This window comes from Flavobacterium aeripolare, from assembly GCF_013294025.1.
In the GTDB taxonomy this organism is placed as follows: Bacteria; Bacteroidota; Bacteroidia; order Flavobacteriales; family Flavobacteriaceae; genus Flavobacterium.
Genome location: NZ_JABSNL010000002.1, coordinates 339,544 through 362,599, shown reverse-complemented (window position 1 = coordinate 362,599; position 23,056 = coordinate 339,544). Strand labels below are relative to the sequence as shown.

General features: G+C 34.8%; 17 protein-coding genes. 9 read left to right on the top strand and 8 right to left on the bottom strand.

Translation table 11 applies throughout. From position 1 onward, the window contains the following. Positions 1-427: 427 nt before the first annotated feature. The 3 genes from HNQ00_RS03985 to prfA all read right to left on the bottom strand — a co-directional run bounded on the left by HNQ00_RS03985 (position 428) and on the right by prfA (position 3,575). A complete protein-coding gene (locus HNQ00_RS03985; protein WP_173837036.1) occupies positions 428-1,234 on the bottom strand; it encodes an ABC transporter substrate-binding protein in 807 nt (268 codons plus the stop codon). Positions 1,235-1,495: 261 nt separating this feature from the next. Next, positions 1,496-2,323 (bottom strand): orotidine-5'-phosphate decarboxylase, encoded by an 828-nt coding sequence (gene pyrF / locus HNQ00_RS03980; RefSeq protein WP_173837035.1) that lies wholly within the window; start codon positions 2,321-2,323, stop codon positions 1,496-1,498. Between the two features lie 175 nt (positions 2,324-2,498). After that, a complete protein-coding gene (gene prfA, locus HNQ00_RS03975) occupies positions 2,499-3,575 on the bottom strand; it encodes a peptide chain release factor 1 (protein ID WP_173837034.1) in 1,077 nt (358 codons plus the stop codon). 1,278 nt (positions 3,576-4,853) lie between these two features. Between prfA and HNQ00_RS03970 the strand changes: the two genes are divergently transcribed. The 6 genes from HNQ00_RS03970 to HNQ00_RS03945 all read left to right on the top strand — a co-directional run bounded on the left by HNQ00_RS03970 (position 4,854) and on the right by HNQ00_RS03945 (position 12,354). Next, a complete protein-coding gene (locus HNQ00_RS03970; RefSeq protein WP_173837033.1) occupies positions 4,854-5,360 on the top strand; it encodes a hypothetical protein in 507 nt (168 codons plus the stop codon). 228 nt (positions 5,361-5,588) lie between these two features. Then, positions 5,589-6,440, top strand: a complete 852-nt coding sequence (locus tag HNQ00_RS03965) for a formate/nitrite transporter family protein (protein ID WP_173837032.1) — start codon at positions 5,589-5,591, stop codon at positions 6,438-6,440. A 279-nt stretch (positions 6,441-6,719) separates the two neighbouring features. Then, entirely contained in the window at positions 6,720-8,135 is a 1,416-nt protein-coding gene (locus HNQ00_RS03960) for a carbon starvation CstA family protein (RefSeq protein WP_173837031.1), read from the top strand. Positions 8,136-8,575: 440 nt separating this feature from the next. Continuing rightward, positions 8,576-9,067 (top strand): fasciclin domain-containing protein, encoded by a 492-nt coding sequence (locus HNQ00_RS03955; RefSeq protein ID WP_173837124.1) that lies wholly within the window; start codon positions 8,576-8,578, stop codon positions 9,065-9,067. Positions 9,068-9,408: 341 nt separating this feature from the next. Further along, entirely contained in the window at positions 9,409-11,715 is a 2,307-nt protein-coding gene (locus HNQ00_RS03950) for a type IA DNA topoisomerase (RefSeq protein ID WP_173837030.1), read from the top strand. Positions 11,716-11,862: 147 nt separating this feature from the next. Next, positions 11,863-12,354, top strand: a complete 492-nt coding sequence (locus HNQ00_RS03945; RefSeq protein ID WP_173837029.1) for a DUF6265 family protein — start codon at positions 11,863-11,865, stop codon at positions 12,352-12,354. Positions 12,355-12,680: 326 nt separating this feature from the next. On the opposite strand, the gene HNQ00_RS03940 is transcribed toward HNQ00_RS03945, so the two are convergent. Continuing rightward, complete coding sequence (locus HNQ00_RS03940; RefSeq protein ID WP_173837028.1) at positions 12,681-13,211, bottom strand: ferritin; 531 nt, start codon at positions 13,209-13,211, stop codon at positions 12,681-12,683. Positions 13,212-13,328: 117 nt separating this feature from the next. After that, on the bottom strand, positions 13,329-13,685 hold the full coding sequence (locus HNQ00_RS03935) for a hypothetical protein (protein ID WP_173837027.1): 357 nt from the start codon (positions 13,683-13,685) through the stop codon (positions 13,329-13,331). 303 nt (positions 13,686-13,988) lie between these two features. On the opposite strand from HNQ00_RS03935, the gene HNQ00_RS03930 reads away from it, so the two are divergent. Next, positions 13,989-16,211 carry a TonB-dependent siderophore receptor gene (locus HNQ00_RS03930; protein WP_173837026.1) on the top strand — a complete coding sequence of 741 codons (2,223 nt, stop codon included), beginning with the start codon at positions 13,989-13,991 and terminating at the stop codon, positions 16,209-16,211. Between the two features lie 178 nt (positions 16,212-16,389). On the opposite strand, the gene HNQ00_RS03925 is transcribed toward HNQ00_RS03930, so the two are convergent. Next, entirely contained in the window at positions 16,390-16,767 is a 378-nt protein-coding gene (locus tag HNQ00_RS03925) for a hypothetical protein (protein WP_173837025.1), read from the bottom strand. Positions 16,768-17,009: 242 nt separating this feature from the next. After that, positions 17,010-19,643, bottom strand: coding sequence for a valine--tRNA ligase (locus HNQ00_RS03920; protein ID WP_173837024.1), 2,634 nt, complete (start codon positions 19,641-19,643; stop codon positions 17,010-17,012). A gap of 226 nt (positions 19,644-19,869) precedes the next feature. On the opposite strand from HNQ00_RS03920, the gene HNQ00_RS03915 reads away from it, so the two are divergent. After that, a complete protein-coding gene (locus HNQ00_RS03915; protein WP_173837023.1) occupies positions 19,870-20,259 on the top strand; it encodes a DUF1573 domain-containing protein in 390 nt (129 codons plus the stop codon). 55 nt (positions 20,260-20,314) lie between these two features. Here HNQ00_RS03915 and HNQ00_RS03910 read toward each other — a convergent pair whose 3' ends face one another. Continuing rightward, complete coding sequence (locus HNQ00_RS03910) at positions 20,315-21,634, bottom strand: retropepsin-like aspartic protease (protein WP_173837022.1); 1,320 nt, start codon at positions 21,632-21,634, stop codon at positions 20,315-20,317. A gap of 126 nt (positions 21,635-21,760) precedes the next feature. Between HNQ00_RS03910 and HNQ00_RS03905 the strand changes: the two genes are divergently transcribed. Beyond that, the gene (locus HNQ00_RS03905; RefSeq protein ID WP_173837021.1) at positions 21,761-22,954 is read left to right on the top strand and encodes a pyridoxal phosphate-dependent aminotransferase; all 1,194 of its coding nucleotides are present in this window, start codon (positions 21,761-21,763) and stop codon (positions 22,952-22,954) included. Positions 22,955-23,056 lie beyond the last annotated feature (102 nt).

Here is a 23,056-nt window from a genome sequence, read left to right as displayed (position 1 = left end):
ATAAATTCGTCCTCACTTCCGCAGTCGAGTGTCGAATGTTTGAAGAACACGTAAAAAGAAAAGCTGTGTAAGCGAAGCGAGTTCTTTTATTTTAGTGTTCGAAAACCAATTTGACAGACGAGAAAGAACCGACTTGATTTTTTTGTTTCTTTTTTTATCAAGAAAAAAAGAAAGATCTCCATCACAACAACAAGACGCTATAGATTAAGAAGAATAAATTCGTCCTCACTTCCGCAGTCGAGCGTCGAATGTTTAAAGAACACGCAAAAAGAAAAGCTGTTTGAGCGCAGCGAGTTCTTTTCTTTTAGTGTTCGAAAACCAATTCGACCGACGAGAAAGTACCGACTTGATTTTTTTGTTTCTTTTTTTATCAAGAAAAAAAGAAAGAACACGTTATAAAAAGGAAAACAACTTAAAACTAAAAATACTACTTCCCTAAATTAGAATGCAACATTTTAAAATATTCAAAAGCCTTTAGCAACCTACTACCATACCACGAAAACATCTCCCCATCAACAAGCACAGTCTGCGCTTTTACGGTATAGTTACTAATCTCATACCCATCCTCCTTTTTGAAAGGGAACGGTTCTGAAGAAAGAAATATATAATCAGGATCTCCTTCGGTAACAATATCCTCAATTGCTACTTCGGGATAACGTCCCTTTGTACTATAAATATTTTCAAAATGATTTAGTTTTAATAATTCATTTATAAAATTATTAGCACCGGCAACCATGTATGGCTTCTTCCAAATAAAGTAAGCCACTTTCTTGACTGGAACATCTTGAATAAAATTTTTAAAATTAGACAAGGCAAAAGCCAACTTATCATTCCACTTTCTAGCTTCGGTTCTTGCGTTAAAAAGCTGACCAAAATCCGTTATCATTTGGAAATTATCCTCTACGGTAATAATATCAGTAACCCAAACCGGACAAATTTCGCGTAAGCGCTCCACCATTTCCTGAGTATTCTCCTCTTTATTACAAATAATAATGTCGGGTTGCAGTTCTTTTATTTTTCGATAATTAACCTTTTTAGTACCACCTACACTTTTAATAGTAGATTTAAAGTGGTAAGGGTGAACACAAAATTTTGTTATACCCACAATCCTTGCTTCTAATCCTAGATCATAAAGCAGTTCTGTTTGCGAGGGCACAAGTGAAATAATTCTCTGAGGCGAACCCTCAAAAATATGTGCCGTTCCGAATTGATCTTGTAGAAAAAGTGGTTTCAAGTTTTTATTTTTTAAGTACTAAAATTAGTTTAAAGTGAAAAATTTAGTTTCAAATTTTCCTTGTTTAAAGTTTAAAGTGTGAAAAATAGTTTCAAATTTTCCTTGTTTAAAGTTTAAAGTTAAACTGTGCTGCTTTTACAAAATGTCCTGGATTAAAATTTGCGTTTACCTAAAACATTTTACGCCCAGACAGCATCAACCTGAAACCTTAAACTTTAAACCTGAAACATTTCAAGCCCAATCAGCATCAACTTTAAACTTTTAAACCTGAAACAATTTAAACACAATTTCACTCATTTCTTCCTGCATTTTTAAAGCTTCTGCTCTTGCTTTATCGGCAAAATCTGTGTCTTTTGATGCGTAGATAATGGCTCTAGAAGAATTGATTAACAAACCTATGTTGTCGTTCATTCCGTATTTACATACTTCAGACAAACTACCTCCTTGTGCTCCTACTCCTGGAACTAATAAAAAACTATCCGGGACAATTTTACGAATCTCAGTGAAATATTCTGCTTTTGTTGCTCCCACAACATACATTAAATTTTTACTATTGGTCCATGACTTAGAGGTCTCTAAGACTTGTTTGTAAAGCTCTTTTCCATTTACCTCTAGTGTTTGAAAATCAAAAGCACCTTCATTAGAAGTTAGTGCCAGCATGATGGTATGTTTGTTTTCGAAAGCCAGAAATGGCTCTACTGAGTCTTTCCCCATATAAGGAGCTACCGTAATACTATCAAAATTTAAATCTTCAAAAAAGGCCTTGGCATACATAGCCGAAGTATTTCCTATATCACCACGTTTAGCATCTGCAATCGTGAAAATATCAGGGTAGTTGTCGTTGATGTAATTGATTGTTTTTTGGAGTGCCATCCAACCTTTGATTCCGTACGCTTCAAAAAAAGCGATATTGGGTTTGTAAGCCACACATAAATCGTGAGTCGCATCGATAATCGCTTTATTAAACTCAAAAATGGGATCTTCGAGTTGCAATAAATGCGGTGGGATTTTATCTAAATCAACATCTAAACCAACGGCTAGAAATGATTTTTTAAGTTTGATTTGGCTGATTAGTTGGTCTGTAGTCATGTTGTCTATTTAAAAGCGAAGTTTACAAAAATGCATCGCAAATTTCGCTACGTTCTTTTATATCCAATTGTTTTTTAGCCCCGATTGAACCGATATCCTCGTAGTACAACGAAGAGATAAAGGAGAAAGCGGGAAATAGCTCCAAAAAAAAGCCTCAATAAATGAGGCTTAATAATTAGAAAACTTCACTAGCTTCCTTTAGTTTTTCCATATTGTTTACAAGAGCAAGCTCCTCGACAATTTTCTGGATATCTCCATTCATGATATTTCCTAAATCATATAAGGTCAAACCTACACGGTGATCCGTTACACGACCTTGAGCATAATTGTAAGTACGAATCTTAGCCGAACGGTCACCTGAACTCACTTGAGAGGTACGCGTGCTAGCATCTTCGGCCTGTTTCTTAGCTAATTCTTGTTCGTATAAACGAGAACGCAATACAATAAACGCCTTATCTTTATTCTTGTGTTGCGATTTTTGATCTTGACATTGTGCCACTAATCCCGTAGGAACGTGCGTTAAACGTACCGCTGATTTGGTTGTATTTACCGATTGCCCACCAGGTCCTGATGAACAAAAGAAATCGACACGTACATCGTTCATATCAATTTGCACGTCAAATTCCTCAGCTTCTGGTAAAACCATAACTGTCGCTGCAGAAGTATGCACACGTCCTTGTGTCTCTGTTTGCGGCACACGTTGCACACGGTGAACACCCGCCTCAAACTTTAAAGTACCATAAACATCCTCACCAGTAACCTCAAAGATTACCTCTTTAAATCCACCTGATGTACCCTCGTTCATGTCAACCACAGAAGTTCTCCAACCTCTGTTCTCACAATATTTAGTGTACATACGGAAAAGATCTCCTGCAAAAATACTCGCTTCATCCCCACCGGTTCCGGCACGAATTTCCACCATCACATTCTTAGCATCTTCTGGATCCTTAGGAATCAACATAAATTTGATTTCCTCCTCTAATTCTGGTAATCTATCCTTTGCTTCATCTAGTTGCATCTTGGCCATTTCGGTCATATCAGCATCACTATTATCAGCTATAATTTCGTTTGCTTCTTCAATATTTGCCATTAAAAGAACATATTCATCTCTTTTCTCAGCCAATGCTTTCAGGTCTTTGTACTCTTTATTCAACTGTACATAACGCTTCTGATCAGAGATAACATCCGGCTGAATGATCAAATCCGAAATCTCATCGAAACGTTGTTTTACTATTTGAAGTCTATCTAACATAATCTTAGTCCTTTATTTGGAGTGCAAAATTACGAAATTTTTGTTTAAAATTTCATCATTACATCTTCTAGTTTTCATAGCTTAAAATCCAGTCAAAAATTGCCCATTCAAAAACTTAAAATCTTAAGGGCGTGCCTGCCAAAAAAAGGCAGTCAGGCACCCGTCGCTTCGGGACGCTACAATCTATTTATGGTTCCACTATCGCTCCGTAATAAGAAGGATTTTCACCGTTAACCTTAACGCGGTATTGCATTGTTACAAGACAACACGCTCATTTACTCAAGAAAAACCATCTCAGTATTGTCACGCTTAAAGCGTCTCACCTAAGAAGCTAAACAGCCAGAATCCCCTTGAAGTAAGAAGCTTTATGGTTTACTTTATTAGTCATTTTGCCTGCGGGATTTTTTGAACTTGGAGCTAAAAAAAGCTCTGATGGTTCTTGGTGTAACGCCAGTTTGAAGTCTTTGTAGAATTTGCTTTACTGAGACTCTTTCAGAGTGATAAGATTGTCGATTCTTAATTCGTAAAAAGTAATTCCTGATACTCCTTGATATTTCTTAAGAAAAGACTAGAAATCTTTATCTTAAAAAAACTCAACGATGATCTTTCTACAATATTGAGCACAAAACATTACTAAAACTATTTCTCTCAAAAGGCTCCTCAATATTGTCACGCTGAAAGCGTCTCACCTAAGAAACTAACTCAGCCAGAATCCCGATGAAATTACAAGCTTTATGGTTTACGTTATTAGTCATATTGCCTTACGGGATTTTTTGAACTTGGAGCTAAAAAAAGCTAGGGTGATGCTGGGAGTAACTCTAACTTGAAGTATTTGTAGAGTTACTTTGCTCTGTTAAGTTACGTGCTGAGACTCTTTCAGAGTGACAAGATTGGAGTGCATTGTCCAGTATTAGTGTACTTTGATTGGTCAAGTTACTTTGCTAAGACTGTTTCAGAGTGACAAGATTGGAGTGCATTGTCTAGTATTTGTCCTACTTGCTTTGTCGAGTTACTTTATCAACACTCTTTCACAGTGACAAGATTGGGTGATAATAGTAAACAGTAAGTCATAAATAATAAACTATGATTCCTAACGAACTAAAATATTTTGACTCAGGTTTTCAATATTCTATCAATAATTAGTAACATTAAAATGCTTTAGCTTTTTTATCAGCTATTACATTTAAATTTGTTGCTATCAATTATATTCTTAAATTGAGACTTTAAAAAAAGATTTAGAGCAGCGACAATCGCTACTCTTTAAAGAGAAATAACAGTATGGAAAAATATTTACGTCAATTGATTTCGATTGAATTTGAAGATAAAAAAGACATTTTTACCGGGTTTTTAATTGATTGGACTGAGGATTGGATTCTGCTAAAGAATAATCCTGTGGATTTTATCATTGATGGTTTTACTATTTTGAAAAACAAAAATGTAAAAGCAATTATACAAGACAAGGATCACGAGTTTACAGAGAAAGTCATTAAACTAAAAGGCCTTAAAACTAGCGCTGAAGAAATCATTCCTTTAACTAATTTGGAATCTATAATTAGCTTTTTAGCTAATAAATACCAGATTTTTCAGGTAGCTAAAAAATCCGATAAGGCAGTGTATCTAGGGAAGTTAATGGAATTCACTGATAAAGAATTGGTAATGGATTTTTTGAGTCCGGAGGGTAAATTTGAAGGTGTGATGAGTTTCAAACACAGCAAAGTACGAGTGATCGAGTTTGATACTGATTATATTAATTCTCTAAAATTACTTGTTGACGAGAACGACTAACTAGCTGTTCTCTTTATGGATACTTAAAAAATAAAAATAGACTCCCCTAGCCCTGATGGCAGCGGCATCGCCCGGTGAAGTAAACAAGGCTTTTTGTGCCGTAGTTTACTTAGCGGGAATATAGCGTACAGCAGGACGGATGGTCATTTAAATTCATAGTAGTTCTGCTACTAATAAATAGGACACCAAGCTTATTATTAGATACGAGAATGATAATAAAATAGTCTTATGAAAGCCGAGGAAAAAGAGCAAGAAAAATATCAAGAGGAGTTAGAAGAGACTTCAAAGGAGGTTGATGGTGTTAATGAATACCGCGACATTATAAGTAGGGTAATTCATGAAGGGGAAGAGATTTTTAAGATTAAAAATAAGGCGATCACACTAAGTGCGATTATTGCCGGACTCGAAATTGGTTTTAGTTACATGTTGCTTTGTGCGCTGCATCATTTATTGCATGGCAAGGTTGAGGAAAACACCATTTTTAAACTTTTTAGTTTTGTCTATCCCGTGGGTTTCATATTAGTTATTCTAGGTAAATCAGCCTTGTTTACAGAGCAAACATCGGTGTTAGCATTGCCTGTTTTAAACGGACAGCGTTCTATTAAAGAGCTGCTTCGTATATGGGGATTAGTGATAGTGGGTAACGTAGTGGGTGGTATTTTGTTCACACTATTTATAGGTTTCTTAGCACCCCATCTCAACTTGTTTACTCCTGATACCATGATTAAAATAGGTAGTCATGTGCTGCATCATGAGAGTTGGGTGATTTTTTTAAGTGCAGTTGTTGCAGGTTGGTTAATGGGATTATTGAACTGGCTATTGAATAGTGCAAAAAACTCGCTAACACGTATTTTTTTAATATTTATGATTACAGCAGTAATTGGTTTTGGGGGTTTCCACCACAGTATTGTGGGCAATATTGAAGTCTTTGGTGCTTACTTACTATCTGATTCAATAGGACTAGCAGACTATTTATGGTTTTTAGTGCTGGCCTTATTAGGAAATAGCATAGGTGGTGCTGTGGTAGTGGGATTGTTCAAATATAGAATTTTTGAATCTAATTATAATAAGGAAAACTAGGATTACGGTGCTGTTAACAATACCTCTTTATACAATGGCAATGAGTGCAATTTTGATACTCATTGCCATTTTTTTTTACAAAAATACCCTTAGAGCTATTTTCAAATAATCTTTGCAAGCAGCAACTACTATTACGATTGCGTGTATTTAAATCAGTTTGATTCGTAATTCTCAATAAAAATCATAAAAAACGAATTAGACAATAAAGTTGTGATTTAATTATGGCTAAAGCATTATATTTAAAAATTAATACCATTTTACCAACTTAAAACTCCACCTATGATTACATTTATTGTCGCCCTCATTATATTGCTATTGGGCTATCTGACTTATGGAAAGTTTGTCGACAAAACTTTTAAATCTGACGCTACTAAGATAACTCCTGCCCATACGCATGCGGATGGTGTAGATTTTGTTCCCATGAATAGTAGTAAAAATGCATTTATCCAAATCTTAAATATTGCGGGTGTTGGTCCTATTTTTGGTCCTATTTTAGGAGCACTATATGGTCCTTCGGCGTTTTTATGGATTGTTTTTGGTTCTATTTTTGCTGGTGGTGTACACGATTATTTAACTGGAATGATCTCATTACGTTATGGTGGTGCCCATTTACCTGCTCTGGCTTCTCGCTTTTTAGGAAAATCATTTAGTCATGTTGTCAACTTTTTTACGCTACTATTATTGCTGTTAGTAGGAACTGTTTTTGTTACGGCTCCAGCAAAAATGATTAATGAATTAATAGGAAACGACGGCAGCGTCCTTACAATTATTATCTTTTGTATTTTCTTATATTACATCGCTGCGACAGTATTACCCATTGACAAAATCATTGGAAAAATCTATCCAGTACTAGGCTTTTTACTAATTGTAAGCGCTGTTGGAATTTGTATTGGGATGTTTATGTATGGTAACCCAATTCCCGAATTAACCTTAGAAAATTTGCATCCAAAAGGATTGCCATACTATCCGGTGATCTTTTTAACGATTTCTTGTGGTGCCTTATCTGGGTTTCACGCCACACAATCGCCTATCATTTCGCGTACTATCGATAATGAAAGAGATGGAAGAAAAATCTTCTACGGTATGATGATATTAGAAGCTGTAATTGCCATGATATGGGCAGCTGCAGCTATGAGTTTAGTGAACGGAGAAGAGTTAAGCGTTTTACTTGCAAATGGTGGACCAGCTGCTGTAGTAAATAAAATTGCAGTTGTATTTTTAGGAACTGTAGGAGGTACAATCGCTGTTCTAGGTGTAATTGTACTGCCTATTACCTCTGGTGATACTTCGTTTAGAGCGGCTAGAATGATCATTGCTGACTACCTTAACATTGACCAGAAAGCTTTGAAGAACCGTTTCATGGTTGCGATTCCGTTATTTGTGATTTCGTATATTTTAACCAATATGGATTTCCAATTATTATGGAGGTACTTTTCATGGGCAAATCAAGTAACGGCAGCCATCGCTTTATGGATAGGTGCTGTGTATTTATACCAAAAAAAGACCCATTATATGATTGCCGTAGTACCCGCATTTTTTATTACCACTGTTATTTTCTCGTACTTATTTTACGATCCTACAATAGGTTTTGGAATGGCAGTAACTACATCAAATTGGATTGGAATTATTTTAACCGCTATAGTAACAGCACTATTTTTTGTTTCAATGAAAAAACGTAAAGAAATCATCGAATAACCAAAAACCATTTTTTTAAGAAAGCCACAGTTATAGAAACTGTGGCTTTTTTTTGGTTTTCACCAAAGTAAAATAGGTAGGAGCCAATGTGATTTCAAATACGATAAACTTCAGCTAATGGCAATTTAGTTTTATAATCTGTTTAGATTACCATCTTTCAAATAGCAATTTCATAAGCTGAAAGCTTTACATTTCAACTTCACTATTTCTAGAAAAAATACAATGATGGCAATGCAACAAATAGCTAACTTCTAAATCTAATTTTGTTTAATAAAATGTTAAAAAGATTAAACAATAACTTTAAATAGGTATATTTGAATTCATTAACACTCAAACTTAAAATAATGATTATGAAACTAGTAACATAAATTAGCGCATTGGCACTGTTAGGAATAGTAGCCGTGTCTTGCGGAGAAAAAAAAGAAGCAAAATCTAACGAGATGAACGACTCTACAGAAGTTGCAATGGATACAGTTGTGGTAGACACACCTAATATAGTAGGTGTAGCATCAGCAAATGAAGATTTTTCAACTTTAGTTGCTGCAGTTAAAGCAGCTGAATTAGTAGAAACACTAAGCAGCGAAGGACCTTTTACAGTTTTTGCACCAAATAATGCAGCGTTTGCAAAACTTCCTGAAGGAACAGTAGAAAATCTATTAAAACCAGAAAATGCAGAAAAATTAAAAGCGGTATTAACCTACCACGTAGTTGCAGGAAAATTTGATTCGGCAGCAGTAATCGATGCTATAAAAAAGAACAATGGAAAGTATAGCGTAACGACCGTACAAGGTGGAACCATTGTGCTAAGCTTAAATGGTGATAAAGTTATGTTGACAGATGCAAATGGCGGAACTTCAACAGTAATACTTGCCGATGTCGCTGCTTCAAATGGAGTTATTCACGCTATTGATACAGTAGTTATGCCTAAATAAGGTTTTAATTCATCTTAATAATGAAAACCGCTGCCGTAGTGCAGCGGTTTTTTTTTGTCACTACCATAATCTTTAAATGGTCATTGTAATTGGAATTCACTTTTAAACCCACTGCATCCGTAAGTGAGACAGCTAATAATTACTAAACAATTTTTACAATCTAAAACACATTCGAATACAAATCAATAAGACCTTAGAACGTCTATTAGAAAACTTTCTGACATCTTTATATTCGAAAATAAAGGTACTATTCAAAATTTCAGTTATTTAAAACTCCTGATGATTTCCTTTTAATACCAAATTCTAAATCCCTAATTTGCACCCTCAAAATTAGTAGAAAAATGAAGGTCTGTATTGCCGAAAAACCAAGTGTCGCACGTGAAATCGCATCTGTATTAGGAGCTAACACTAAGCATGATGGCTACTATGAAGGCAATGGATATGCGGTAACCTACACTTTTGGACATTTATGCACTTTAAAAGAACCTAATGACTACAAGCCCTACTGGAAAAGTTGGGATTTGAATAATTTACCTATGCTTCCTGAAAAATTTGAGACAAAAGTTGTTGCTAACTCAGGAATACAAAAACAATTTAAAATTATAAAAGGACTTTTTGACAAAGCTACATTAGTGATTAATTGCGGGGATGCTGGACAAGAAGGAGAATTGATTCAGCGCTGGGTGATGAATGAAGCAAAATATAAAGGTGAAGTACAGCGGTTATGGATTTCGTCTTTAACTACAGAAGCAATTAGAGATGGTTTTGACAATTTAAAACCTTCGGCTAACTATGATAATCTATACTACGCCGGTTTTTCTAGAGCAATTGGGGACTGGTTGTTAGGAATGAACGCTACCCGATTGTATACCGTAAAACATGGTGGCTACAAGCAAGTATTGTCTATAGGTAGAGTGCAAACACCTACGCTTGCAATGGTTGTAGATCGCTGGAAAGAGATCGATAATTTCAAACCACAACCCTACTGGGAATTACAAACATTGTATCGCGAAACACTGTTTAGCTATGAAGACGGCCGTTTTCTAAAAAAAGAAGATGGAGAAGTATTAGCCAATAAAGTAAAAGAAAGTGATTTTGAAATTGTTTCTATCGAAAAAAAGCAAGGAAACGAGTATGCCCCTAAACTATTTGACCTTACAGGGTTACAGGTTTACTGCAATACAAAATTTGGCTTTTCGGCAGATGAGACGTTGAAAATAGTGCAAACACTATACGAACAAAAAGTAGTGACATACCCTAGAGTAGATACTACATTTTTACCCAATGATATTTACCCTAAAGTGCCTGGAATTTTACAAAAACTTACAAACTACAGCAATCTCACAGAGCCGCTATTAGGAAAAAAAATAAAGAAATCAGCAAAGGTATTTAACGATAAAAAAGTAACAGATCACCACGCTATAATCCCCACTGGAATTCAATCTAATTTACAGTACAATCAGCAGCAGGTATACGATATTATTACCAAACGTTTTATTGCTGTTTTTTATGATGATTGTACGGTCGCAAATACAACTGTAATGGGACAAGCTGCAGCAGTATTATTTAAGGCGACTGGAAAAATTATAATAAAGAAAGGTTGGAGAATTGTTTTCGAAAATCCCGACGCTAAAGAAAAAGAGGCTGATTTATTACCTGCGTTTATTAAGGGAGAGAAAGGGCCGCACCAACCCTCATTTCTTGAAAAAGAAACCAAAGCGCCCAATCAATTTACAGAGGCAACACTACTACGTGCGATGGAAACCGCAGGAAAGCAAGTGGACGACGAAGATTTACGTGAATTAATGAAAGAGAACGGAATAGGGAGACCGTCTACTCGTGCTAATATCATTGAAACATTATTTAAGCGGCAGTATATTATTCGAAATAAAAAACAAGTGCTCCCTACTCCCACCGGAATTCAGTTGATTGATACAATTCAAAATGACTTAGTAAAATCGGCAGAACTTACAGGGTCTTGGGAAAAGCAATTGAAAGATATCGAGAAAGGTACTTTTAGCGCTGCTGCGTTTATCAATAACATGAAGCAAATGGTCGATGCCTTAGTGTATGAGGTGCGTAGCGAAACAAAACGTGCTAACATTTCGCACTCACAACACAGTGCAAAGAAAGAGGAAAAAGCGGTTAAGAAAAAAGCGCAAGGAATCACTGCCGAAATTTGCCCTAAGTGTAAAACAGCTTCTGTGATTAAAGGAAAATCAGCTTATGGTTGTGCCAATTATAAGGCAGGCTGCGATTTTAAGCTGCCTTTTGAATTTGCTGAAAAGAAAATTTCCGAAAACCAGTACCTGCGGTTACTCCAGAAAGGATCCACTGTAAACTTAAAAGATTTTAAAGTTGGAGGCGCTTCGGTTGAGGGATTGCTTCGTTTTGATGACGCTTTCAAAATTGTTCTCGAACCTAAAAAAACGGCCGTTATAGCTTCTAAAGCGGTTGCTGATAACGCTACGCTACAATGCCCTAAATGTAAAAATGGTAGCATTATAAAAGGCAACACAGCCTATGGTTGTAGTGCATACAAAGTAGGCTGTGATTTTAAAGTTTCGTTTGATACCGTCAGAGAAAAACTAAAAGACCAAAAAGCTACTAAAGAATTAGTACATCAAATTTTGAAAAGTAGCTTCTAGCTGCCTCTATTTTGAAAGCAGTATTACCTTTACTTTCGATCAAAAGTAGTAGCCTTGTAGCGACGTGGAGCAACCTACAAATACTTAGAATAAATGAATATATTTTGCTAATTTTGCCATTATTAAACCCTATAGAAACAACCCATTATGATTAAAAAAATTACGCTACTTATACTTTTAATATCATTTATCTCTTGTAAGCAATCTAACAACGACGCAACTGATAATGAAAAAGAACATTTAAAGGCAGCTCGTTTTATTCTTGGGAATTGGGAAATGGTTACACAAGATGGCCACTTGAAAGAATTATGGGAAAAACAAAATGATAGTCTTTACAAAGGACAATCTTACTTTATAAAAGCCACAGACACCATTCATTTTGAACAAATACAACTAGAACAAAAAGGAGACAACCTTACTTACACTACAGTAATCAAAGGACAAAACGAAGATAAACCGATTGTTTTTACATTACTAGACCATAAAGAGAATGAAGTTGTTTTTGAAAATAAAACCAATGATTACCCACAAAAAATAACCTACGCTAAAACGCCTAATGGAAATTTGACTACGGAGATATCTGGTACACAAGTTGGAAAACCTAGTTCAGAAAAATACGAAATGAAGAAAATAAAATAAATTATAGTACACTAATAAGAAACCTTGCTCATCGCAAGGTTTTTTTATAACTATAATTTAAGCAAATAAATATTTGAAAATTTCCAAGACGCTTTACATCAAGACTTTTTGAAGCAGGATAATTTAAAACCGCTCTAATTTTAAAACTACAGCAACTAAAATATTGATTGCAAAATAGTTAAAACTGATTCTAGCTTTCTCTGGAAGATTAATTTGGTGGTATAAAAAAAAGAAAAGTGAGCCTCAGCTCAAATAAAAGCCTCTTGTACTTAAAAAAAAATGCCTTTACTTAAGTAGTAAAGGCATTTATTGTAATGGCGATTCAGTTATACTTCTGTAGCACCTATTTTTGCAATTTGTTTGTCTAATTCAAATTTACCTGCAGCTGTATTCTCGTCAATTAATTCAAAGAATTCCAGTGCTCTCCTTGCATTAATTTCTTCTTCTCTTTGTTCTCTTACGTACCACATCATGAATTCTTCGGTAGCGTAATCATTTTCTATTCTACACTTTGCAATAATTTTATTCACAGCGTGTGTCACTGCAATTTCGTTTTGTAATGCGATTTCAAAAACTTCTTTAAACGATGAAAATTCCTGTTGCACTTCGTTAACGGTAGGCGTAATTGCAATTCCTCCCATGTCAGTAATGTACTTGAAAACTTTAAGAAAGTGACTTCTCTCTTCCTCTGCTTGCTCATACATGTAACCTGCAGTATTTTCAAATCCGTTTCTATCTAACCACGATGCCATTGCTAAATATTTAGCTGAAGCATCACTTTCTATTTTTGATTGTAAGTTTAATAATTTTTCTATCCCTTCTTGAAGTGAGGTATGTGAACGTAGTAAGTCTTTCATAGCGCTTGTATTTTAATGTAAAATCAAAGATACGGAATTGAAGCATTAAGTAGCTAAAGGAACTTTAAAACGAGTGAATTTGAATTAAATCTAAATAAATATCCTGTGAGTAAATGACTAATATACTACAGTATCACTTAGCACTTCAAGCACCATTGAATTCAGTACAATCGTAAATTTTGTACCGTTTAGCAAATCACGTAACTGTATAATTTCGCAGATTGTTAATTCCTTAGAGAAATTTCTTTTTGTTGCCTCAATTAGTTTGAAATCCCCTTCATCTGAAAGGTTGTAAATCATATCAAGCACGTTAACACTATTCACCATCCTTTGAAAAACCAAAAAATCTCTGATCTTATAAGAGGTAGTAATCCCGTCAAAATTAATAACAATGGTATTGGTCAGTTCGCACTGGTAACTGTATCCCTTCTTATTCTCAAACAATAAATCATTATTTTGATTAATGTACTCCATGGTTTAAATATAATTATGCCGCAAATTTAAACACTTATTTGCATACATACAAACTTAATTGAGATTTAGTCTAAATAAGTATGTTAAATTTTAAGTGCTATTTATTCGAGAAATCTTTAACTCATTAACTAGATGAATTAACCTTGAAAATACCATTGTTTGTACCGTCTACAAAATATGACTTGTTAATTACTTCACAAATAGCTTGTTAAAAATATTATCTTTAATTATTCTAAATAAGCTTTGTGCAATCCGAAAAAGCGTGTACATTTGCGCTGTTATTTTAAATAAATCTAAATAAAAATGAAAGCTTTACTATTATCTACAGTTACATTACTCTGCCTTACAACGGCAAGTGCTCAGCAGTCATCTAAAGCGTCTTTTAACGATACACAAACATTGACGCAGTTCATGAACAATCCAATTGATACTATAAAAGGTAAAAAAGGAGAATCTTTGAAGGAAGTGTTAATTAATGTAAACCAACAAAAAAGGACAGTTAATGCTGTAAGATCTGGCTTGAAGCCAATGGACATTCCGCAAAGCGTTCAAGTAATAGGTAACGAAGTAATCACACAACAACAAGCCGTTCGCTTGAGTGATGTTATAAAAAATGCCAATGGTGTATATGTAGGTTCTGCCAGAGGTGGCTCTCAAGAGACTTTCTGGTCTAGAGGATATGATATGTCATCAAACAATATGTTTAAAAATGGTTTCCGTTTTACTAATGGTTCTATACCTGAGGTTTCTTCATTAGAGCGCGTTGAGTTACTTAAAGGTAGTGCTGCATTATTATATGGTAATGTAGCTCCCGGAGGAATTTTAAATATGGTGACTAAGAAACCTACTTTTGAAAGTGGTGGAGAAATAAGCATGCAAATGGGAAGTTATGCCTTCTACAAGCCGTCAATTGATATTTACGGCCCTTTGAATGACAACATCGCCTACCGTTTTATAGGTTCTTATGAGAATTCAGAAAGTTATAGAGATGTGGTAAAAAAGGAACGTTACTATGTTAACCCTTCTTTCTTATTTAAGGTAAGTGATAAAACAGATATCACATTACAAGGTGATTACCTTCATGATGACTGGACACCAGATTTTGGTACTGGAATAATTGAAAAAGAAACTGCCGATGTGCCTAGAAATACGTACTTAGGAGCGACATGGTCAAATGGTCAAACAAAACAAGCTAGTGTTTCGGCCTTATTGAATCACGAGTTTAACGCTAACTGGAAATTAAACTTCAATTCTTCTTTCCAAGATTACAATAGAACTTCAAAAGGCACAGAACGTGTTCAACCAGCTGCAGACGGTACTTGGAGCAGACCATTAGGGCAAAATAAAAACCAAGAACAAATTCTATCGGAGCAATTAAGCTTCATAGGAAACTTTAATACTGGTGCAATTAAACACCAAATTTTCACAGGAGTTGATTTTGAAAATGCTGATGTAACTGCTTACACATTCAAGTTTGACCCTGCTACTTACGGATCTGGGAACATATTTGACTTCGATAATTTTGATCAAGGTGGCGCTATACCTACTGCAGACAATACAAAAATAGTAAGTACAGAAACTAACCGTTTTGGTGTGTACGCACAGGACTTAATTTCGATTACAGATAAATTTAAAGTATTGGCAGGATTGCGTTGGTCTTGGCAAGAAGCAAAAGTAACTACACAAGACTTTGTTGCTGCAACGACCACACAAGATGCTAATAGAGTAGATCAAGCATTTACTCCTAAGGTTGGACTGGTGTACCAACCAGTAACTGAAGTGTCTTTATTTGCTAGTTATGCAAACTCATTTACACCTAATTCAGGGACAACAGTAGACTTAAAGGTAATCAAACCATCTGTAATTGATCAATACGAACTAGGTATTAAGAAAGATTTCATGAGCGGATTAATCTCTACAAATCTTACCGTATACCAAATAGAAAACAGCAACCTAGCACAAACTGCAGAATTTAAAGCTGACGGATCATTTAATAGTGATTCTAGCATTAAAGTATTAAGTGGTGCAACAAAAAGTAAAGGGGTCGAAGTGGATATTACTGCTAAACCTGTGGAAGGACTAAGTATTATTGCTGGATACAGCTACAATGACATGCGTTACACAAAAACTTCAGGTTTAAACGGAAGTTTTATTGAAGGAGACCGTTTAGCTAGAACACCATCAAATACTGCTAATTTAAGCTTCTTTTATACCTTACCATCTGGAGTCCTTAAAGGTTTATCGCTAGGTTCTACAGCAAATTATGTTGGGAACCGTGTTGCAGGATGGAATAATCAGGTAGTGATAAATCCTACAACGGGTGCAATGTCTATTAATGATCGCGAAGTACCTATTGATGGTTACACAACTGTAGATGTTTCTGCTGGATACACTTGGAGAAAAATTTCAATCTTATGCAAATTATCTAATATTTCAAATACATTGAATTATACTGTTCATGAAAACTATAGTGCTAATCCTATCGCACCTAGACAAGTAATGACTTCATTAAAATACCAATTTTAATTGGGCCTTTTAAAATAAACTCTGGAGTCTAGCACTTAAATACTAGCTGTAAACATTCAAATAATAAACATTAGACTTCTTAATTATTTGTGGTCAAGCCAAAGTTAAAAGCAAAAAAAATCCGTGAAGATGTTTACATTTTCACGGATTTTTCATTTTAATTCGAATGACAAACAGATTAAATAGGCATCGCGATTTTTTGATCATTTAACAATGATGACAAATTAGCAAACTGGTTTGGATCATACTTCTCTGTACCACTTTGATACCATTTAGAAATAGTATTGATTTGAAAGGTAGTGTATCCTTCAATGTCAATATCAAAACCGAACATACCAGCTACTAAAAAATCTTCTAGCACCTTTTCAGTAACAATGCGTTTTGGAATCCCGTTGCTTACCCTACCATTCCTATCTTCATAATCCATACGTCCCGATTTAAATCCTGCCACAGTGGCTTTATTCATCTTAGTTTTTAAAGACAAAAACGGATTTAATCCAGCAGCATATCCTTCTAGGTAATCTTTTCTATAAGTAGCGTTAAATATTTTTTTCATGACTGTTAGGGAGGAGTTTTCAATAAAGATGCAAAAATACGCAGCAATTAGCAGCGCTCCCATTAATATCGTTTAAATGAAAATAAACTCTACAAAATACATAAATAGTAGACTCGACTCGTTATGTAGGATTAAATTTATACTTGAAGCACTGATAAAATAGGACTTTAGCTCTAAATTGAAAATAAAAAAACCCCTTTCTTACTATTGTAAAAAAGGGGGTACTGCTATTTTAAGATTGCCTATTTTAATCCCGAAAGACTATTTTCAATCGTATCTATTTTAGCTAATGCATCTGCTTCTTTTTGTCTTTCGTTTGCCAAAACTTTTTCTGGCGCACCGTTTACAAATTTCTCATTTGCTAACTTGTTTTGCACTGATTTTAAGAAACCTTTTGTGTACTCTAATTCAGCTGTCAGTTTTGCGATTTCTTCTTCTACGTTAATATTCCCAGTAATTGGAATAAAATACTCGTTTGAATTCACACGGTATGATAGGGCGCCATCTACTTTCTCTGTAACATATTCTAAGGTGGTGATATTCCCTAATTTGGTTACTACCGAATCAAAATAAGTCGATACCTTATCATTATTTATAGCTTTTAATTCAATCGCATCTTTAAACGGAATATTCTTGTCCTTACGAATCGTTCTTACTCCAGAAATCACTTCCATCGTGTTTTCAAAATCAGCGATTAAAGCGGCATTAAATGGCTTCATTTCTGGCCAAGTTGACACAATAAGCGCCTCTTCTTTTGTTCTTGGAGCTAGTATTTGCCAAATCTCCTCTGTTAAGAATGGCATGAATGGATGTAACAATTTCAGGTTATTTTCTAGCATTTCAATTGCTTTCGCAAAAGTTACGCTGTCAATAGGCTGCTGGTATGCTGGCTTGATCATTTCAAGGAACCATGAGCAGAAATCATCCCAAACTAATTTGTAAATTCCCATTAATGCTTCTGAAATTCTGTACTTCTCAAAGTTATCTTCGATATCCACTAATGTTTGTTGCAACTTAGCTTCGTACCATTCGATGGCTACCTTAGAAGATTCTGGTTGCGGTATCGCATCTGAAACTTCCCAACCTTTAATCAATTTAAAAGCGTTCCATATTTTATTAGTAAACCCTTTTCCTTGATTGCATAATTCTTCATCAAACATGATGTCGTTTCCTGCAGAAGCACTTAAAAGCAATCCTACACGAACACCATCGGCACCAAATTTTTCAATTAAATCTAATGGATCAGGTGAGTTTCCTAACGATTTAGACATTTTACGTCTTTGTTTATCACGAACTAAACCAGTTAAGTACACATTTGTAAATGGTTTTTTATCAGTGTACTCATAACCTGCAATAATCATTCTAGCTACCCAGAAAAATAAAATATCTGGACCAGTTACTAAATCGTTTGTAGGGTAATAGTATTTAAAATCTTCGCTTTCTGGATCCATGATACCACCAAAAACTGACATTGGCCACAGCCAAGAAGAAAACCAAGTATCTAAGGCATCCACATCTTGTCTCAGATCTTTTGTTTCAAGTTTAATGTTTAAAGTTTTCTCACGTGCTAACTTTAAAGCTTCTTCAATATTCTCAGCAACTACAAAATCTTCTTTTCCATCTCCATAGAAATAAGCTGGAATTTGCTGTCCCCACCATAACTGACGAGAAATATTCCAGTCGCGTATGTTGTTTAACCAGTGTGCGTATGTGTTATTAAAACGCGCAGGATGCAATTTAATATCTCCATCAACTAATACAGATTGAATTGCTGGTTTAACCAAGTCCTCCATTTTCAAGAACCATTGGTCAGATAATCTTGGTTCGATTACCGCCTTAGTTCTTTCTGAGGTTCCTACTTTATTTAAATGTGTTTCTGTTTTTGCAAGAGCGCCAATAGTTTCTAATTCTACTGCAACTTCTTCACGTACAACAAAACGATCTTTTCCTTGGTAATGCATACCAAAACTATTCATTGTAGCATCTTCATTAAAGATGTCGATAATTTCAAGGTTATGCTTCTCTCCTAGCGTTTTGTCATTCATATCGTGAGCAGGAGTCACTTTCAGGCACCCTGTTCCAAATTCGATATCAACATACTCATCTTTGATAATAGGAATTACTCTACCGCAAATAGGTACGATCGCTTTTTTACCTTTTAAATGTGCAAAACGTTCGTCATTTGGGTTGATACAAATAGCACTATCTCCAAAAATAGTTTCAGGACGTGTTGTTGCAATGGTTAAAAAGTCGTCACTACCTTCAATTTTATATTGGATAAAATATAATTTACCTTGTCTTTCTTCAAAAATTACTTCTTCGTCAGATAAAGTAGTTTTTGCTTCAGGATCCCAGTTTACCATGCGGTAGCCGCGATAAATCATTCCTTTATTGTATAAATCAACAAAAGATTTAATTACAGATGCAGACATATCAGGATCCATTGTAAACTTAGTACGTTCCCAGTCACAAGATGCTCCTAGTTTTTTTAACTGCTCTAAGATGACTCCTCCATATTTGTCAGTCCAGTCATAAGCATGCTTCAAAAACTCTTCACGAGTCAAATCGGCTTTATTGATTCCTTCTGATTTTAATTTGGCCACAACCTTAGCTTCTGTAGCAATTGATGCATGATCTGTACCAGGTACCCAGCAAGCATTGAACCCTTTAAGACGTGCACGACGAATTAAAACATCTTGAATAGTGTTGTTCAACATGTGCCCCATGTGCAAGACTCCTGTCACGTTAGGTGGCGGAATCACAATGGTATACGGTGTTCTATGGTCTGGCTCTGAGTGAAAATAGTTATTTTCCATCCAGTAGTCATACCATTTATTTTCTATCGTTTTAGCGTCAAATTGTGCAGGGATTGTCATTGTTATCTTGGATTCGATTAATCATTAATTTGTCGACCTGTCATCTCGCTATATCACTCAACGACAGTAAAACAAACACTATACATGACGTGCTATTTTACTTTGGTCTAATTATTGTAATTCTTATTGGGAACAAAAGTAAATAATTAAGTACACTATAAAAAGAGAAATAAAAATTTGTGCAGTAATTAAAACAAACTATATTTACTATATAAACACAATGAAAATGAAAAAAATAGCCACAGTAATAGCAGTAGCATTATTTAGCGGTATTGGATTTGCACAGAGCGGAGCTAAAATAGAATTTAAAGAAGATAACAATACCCTTGATTACGGAACCGTTAAAAAAGGACAAGACAGCGGAGTTCGCTCTTTTATATTTACAAACACAGGTAATGCGCCACTTTTAATTTCAGGAGTACAATCAACATCAAGTTGCACCATATTATCAAAGCAAAATGATACTATACTACCTGGAAAATCAGGAAAGATTGAAGTAAAATACAACATGGTTCCCGGACCAATAAGAAAAACAATTACAGTAGAATCTAATGCTGTCAATTATCCAGAAGGGAGAATTCCTTTAAAAATTAAAGGAGAAGTTGTCGCTAACTAATCGTAAGGAATTAACAATATAAAGCTCTTTGAACACCAATTCAAGGAGCTTTTTTTTATAATAAATCTTTTAATTCTATATTGAAATGATACAACTGATTGTTTCTACTTACTTCTACTGCCAGCCATTTTTCTTTTTGCGTTTTAATCAATGTACTCAATTCTTTTAAAGAGTAATGATTACTTTTTTTACCATTGATTCTAACTAAAATATCTCCGGGGAGGAGTCCACTATTTGCTGCGGGAGAATTTTTACGAAGCGCACTCACAACATAAATAGGTTTTAAGCTAAATTTAAATTTGTAATTACCGTCCTCGCTTTTGATTGTTTTGTAATCAGAGGTCGTCGATTCAAATTTTAAATGGACCGTCTCTTTTACCCACTCCATTCCAATATGTTTAATTTCGATACCGCTTTTATTATAAAAAAAAGGCAAGTTAAAATTACCGTTCTTTTTTAAATACATCGCATTATTTTTATAATCGAATACAACTTTAAAACGCTTAAATATTTCTCCACCGATGGATCCCATTCTATCTGCAACCATCTTTACATGTTTGGTCGAAAGGCTATCTGGGAAAGCGACTACAGGTGTTTTAAATGTATAGCCCGCCATTTCAAAACTACTAATTTTTGCTAGCTTACCAGTAATTTCTCCACTAAAGCCTTGACCTAAGTAATCGTCATAATTTTTATTAGGTAACGTCACTTGGTTATTGGCATCTTGAAACAACCACAAGGCATCACTATTACCTAAATCGGCAAGCAATTTTACGGGAATTTCTTTATTATTCAAGGTGACATTTTCATACAAGTATGGTTTTGAAGCTTCTATATTCAGCGGGATTTCAGTATATCTTTTGGCTATTTTTATACGGCGTTTACTACTTTCTTTGTACAGGAAAATTTTCTGCTTTTTATAGTTAATTTCGACCAAATGATTTTTTAAAAAAGAATAGCCAATAATACCATTTACAGGAATACCCACATGAGATGACAAGTTAAAATCCTGATTAAGTATTACATACACTAAGTGGTTAGTAGAACGTAAATTTTTAGTTTCAATAGTATTCCCTATAGATTTTAGTCCCTCTATTTCTTCATCGCTGCCTAATCCTACTAGGCGAATCGTTTTTTTATTCTTGAGCTCAACAGCTTTGTCTTCGAGGCTGAACAATACCGTTTCTTCAACCCCTGAGTCTACAATAAATGTGAGTTCGACACCATTTACAATTAATGGAATAAAGATGAGATTGTCTATAAGCTGGAACGGTATGGCAACGCGACTGTGAGCGTTTTTAAAAACAAAATCTGATTGTGCTTGCAAAGAGGTATGTGCTAGAAACAACAAAACAGTTAAGGCAAGAAGTCTCATAGTAGTTGATTTTCATAAAGTTAACAAAAAATAACCTTATATATTTTATTTTAACAATATTTACATCGATTGCGAATACTTAGTTCAAAAAAAAATTCGCAAATTTGCAATTCAACAATTATAACTATGCCTAAAATATCAAACAAAGGTGCTCAAATGCCTGAATCACCGATACGTAAATTAGTACCTTACTCAGAAATCGCTAAGAAAAAAGGAAACAAAGTATACCACTTGAACATTGGTCAACCGGATATTAAAACTCCTGAAGTAGCTATTGAAGCGGTAAAAAATATTGACATTAAAATATTAGAGTACAGCCATTCTGCTGGTTTTGAAAGCTATAGAAACAAGCTGTCTCAATTTTACAAAAATACAGGTTTACCTATAAACCCTGAAGATATCATTATATCAACAGGTGGTTCAGAGGCCTTACTTTTTGCTATGGGAAGTACCATGGATCAAGGTGATGAGATTATTATACCAGAACCATTTTACGCAAATTATAATGGATTTTCTACAGCATCAGGTGTAACAGTTGTTCCCGTAATCTCTTCTATAGATACTGGTTTTGCTTTACCTCCTATTGCAGATTTTGAAAAACTAATCACTGCTAAGACTAAGGCTATTTTAATTTGTAATCCAGGAAACCCAACAGGTTATTTGTATTCGAAAGAGGAAATGATGCAGCTTGCAGAAATCGTAAAGAAGCATGATTTATTTTTAATTGCTGATGAAGTATACAGAGAATTCACTTATGATGGTGATGTACACTACTCAGTGATGAATATTCCTGGATTAGAGGAAAACGCAATCATGATTGATTCGGTTTCTAAAAGATACAGCATGTGTGGAGCTAGAATAGGTTGTATTGTTTCTAAAAACAAAGAACTAATGGCGACGGCAATGAAATTTGCACAAGCAAGACTAAGCCCACCTACATTTGCTCAAATTGCAAGTGAGGCCGCATTAGACACACCACAAAGTTATTTTGACGAAGTAATTTCTGAATATAGAGAACGTAGAGACACTCTAGTAGCTGAATTAAATAAAATCGAAGGCGTCAAAGTAGCGAACCCTAAGGGAGCTTTTTATTGCATCGCAGAGTTACCAATCGACAATGCAGATATTTTTGCACAATGGTTACTTGAGAGTTACGATTTTAATGGTGAAACTGTTATGGTAGCTCCTGCTGCAGGTTTTTATTCGACACCAGGTGTTGGTTTAAACCAAGTAAGGATTGCCTACGTTTTACAAAAAGAGGACTTGATCAAAGCTGTCCAAATTTTAAAAGAAGCAATCGTAGCTTACAATGCTAGATAATTACAGTTTTAGCTTATAACAAGAGTGATGATTGCAAGTAATTACTAATAATCATCATTTGTCCCCACTTAAAAGGCAGTAGCAAGAAATTTGTTACTGCCT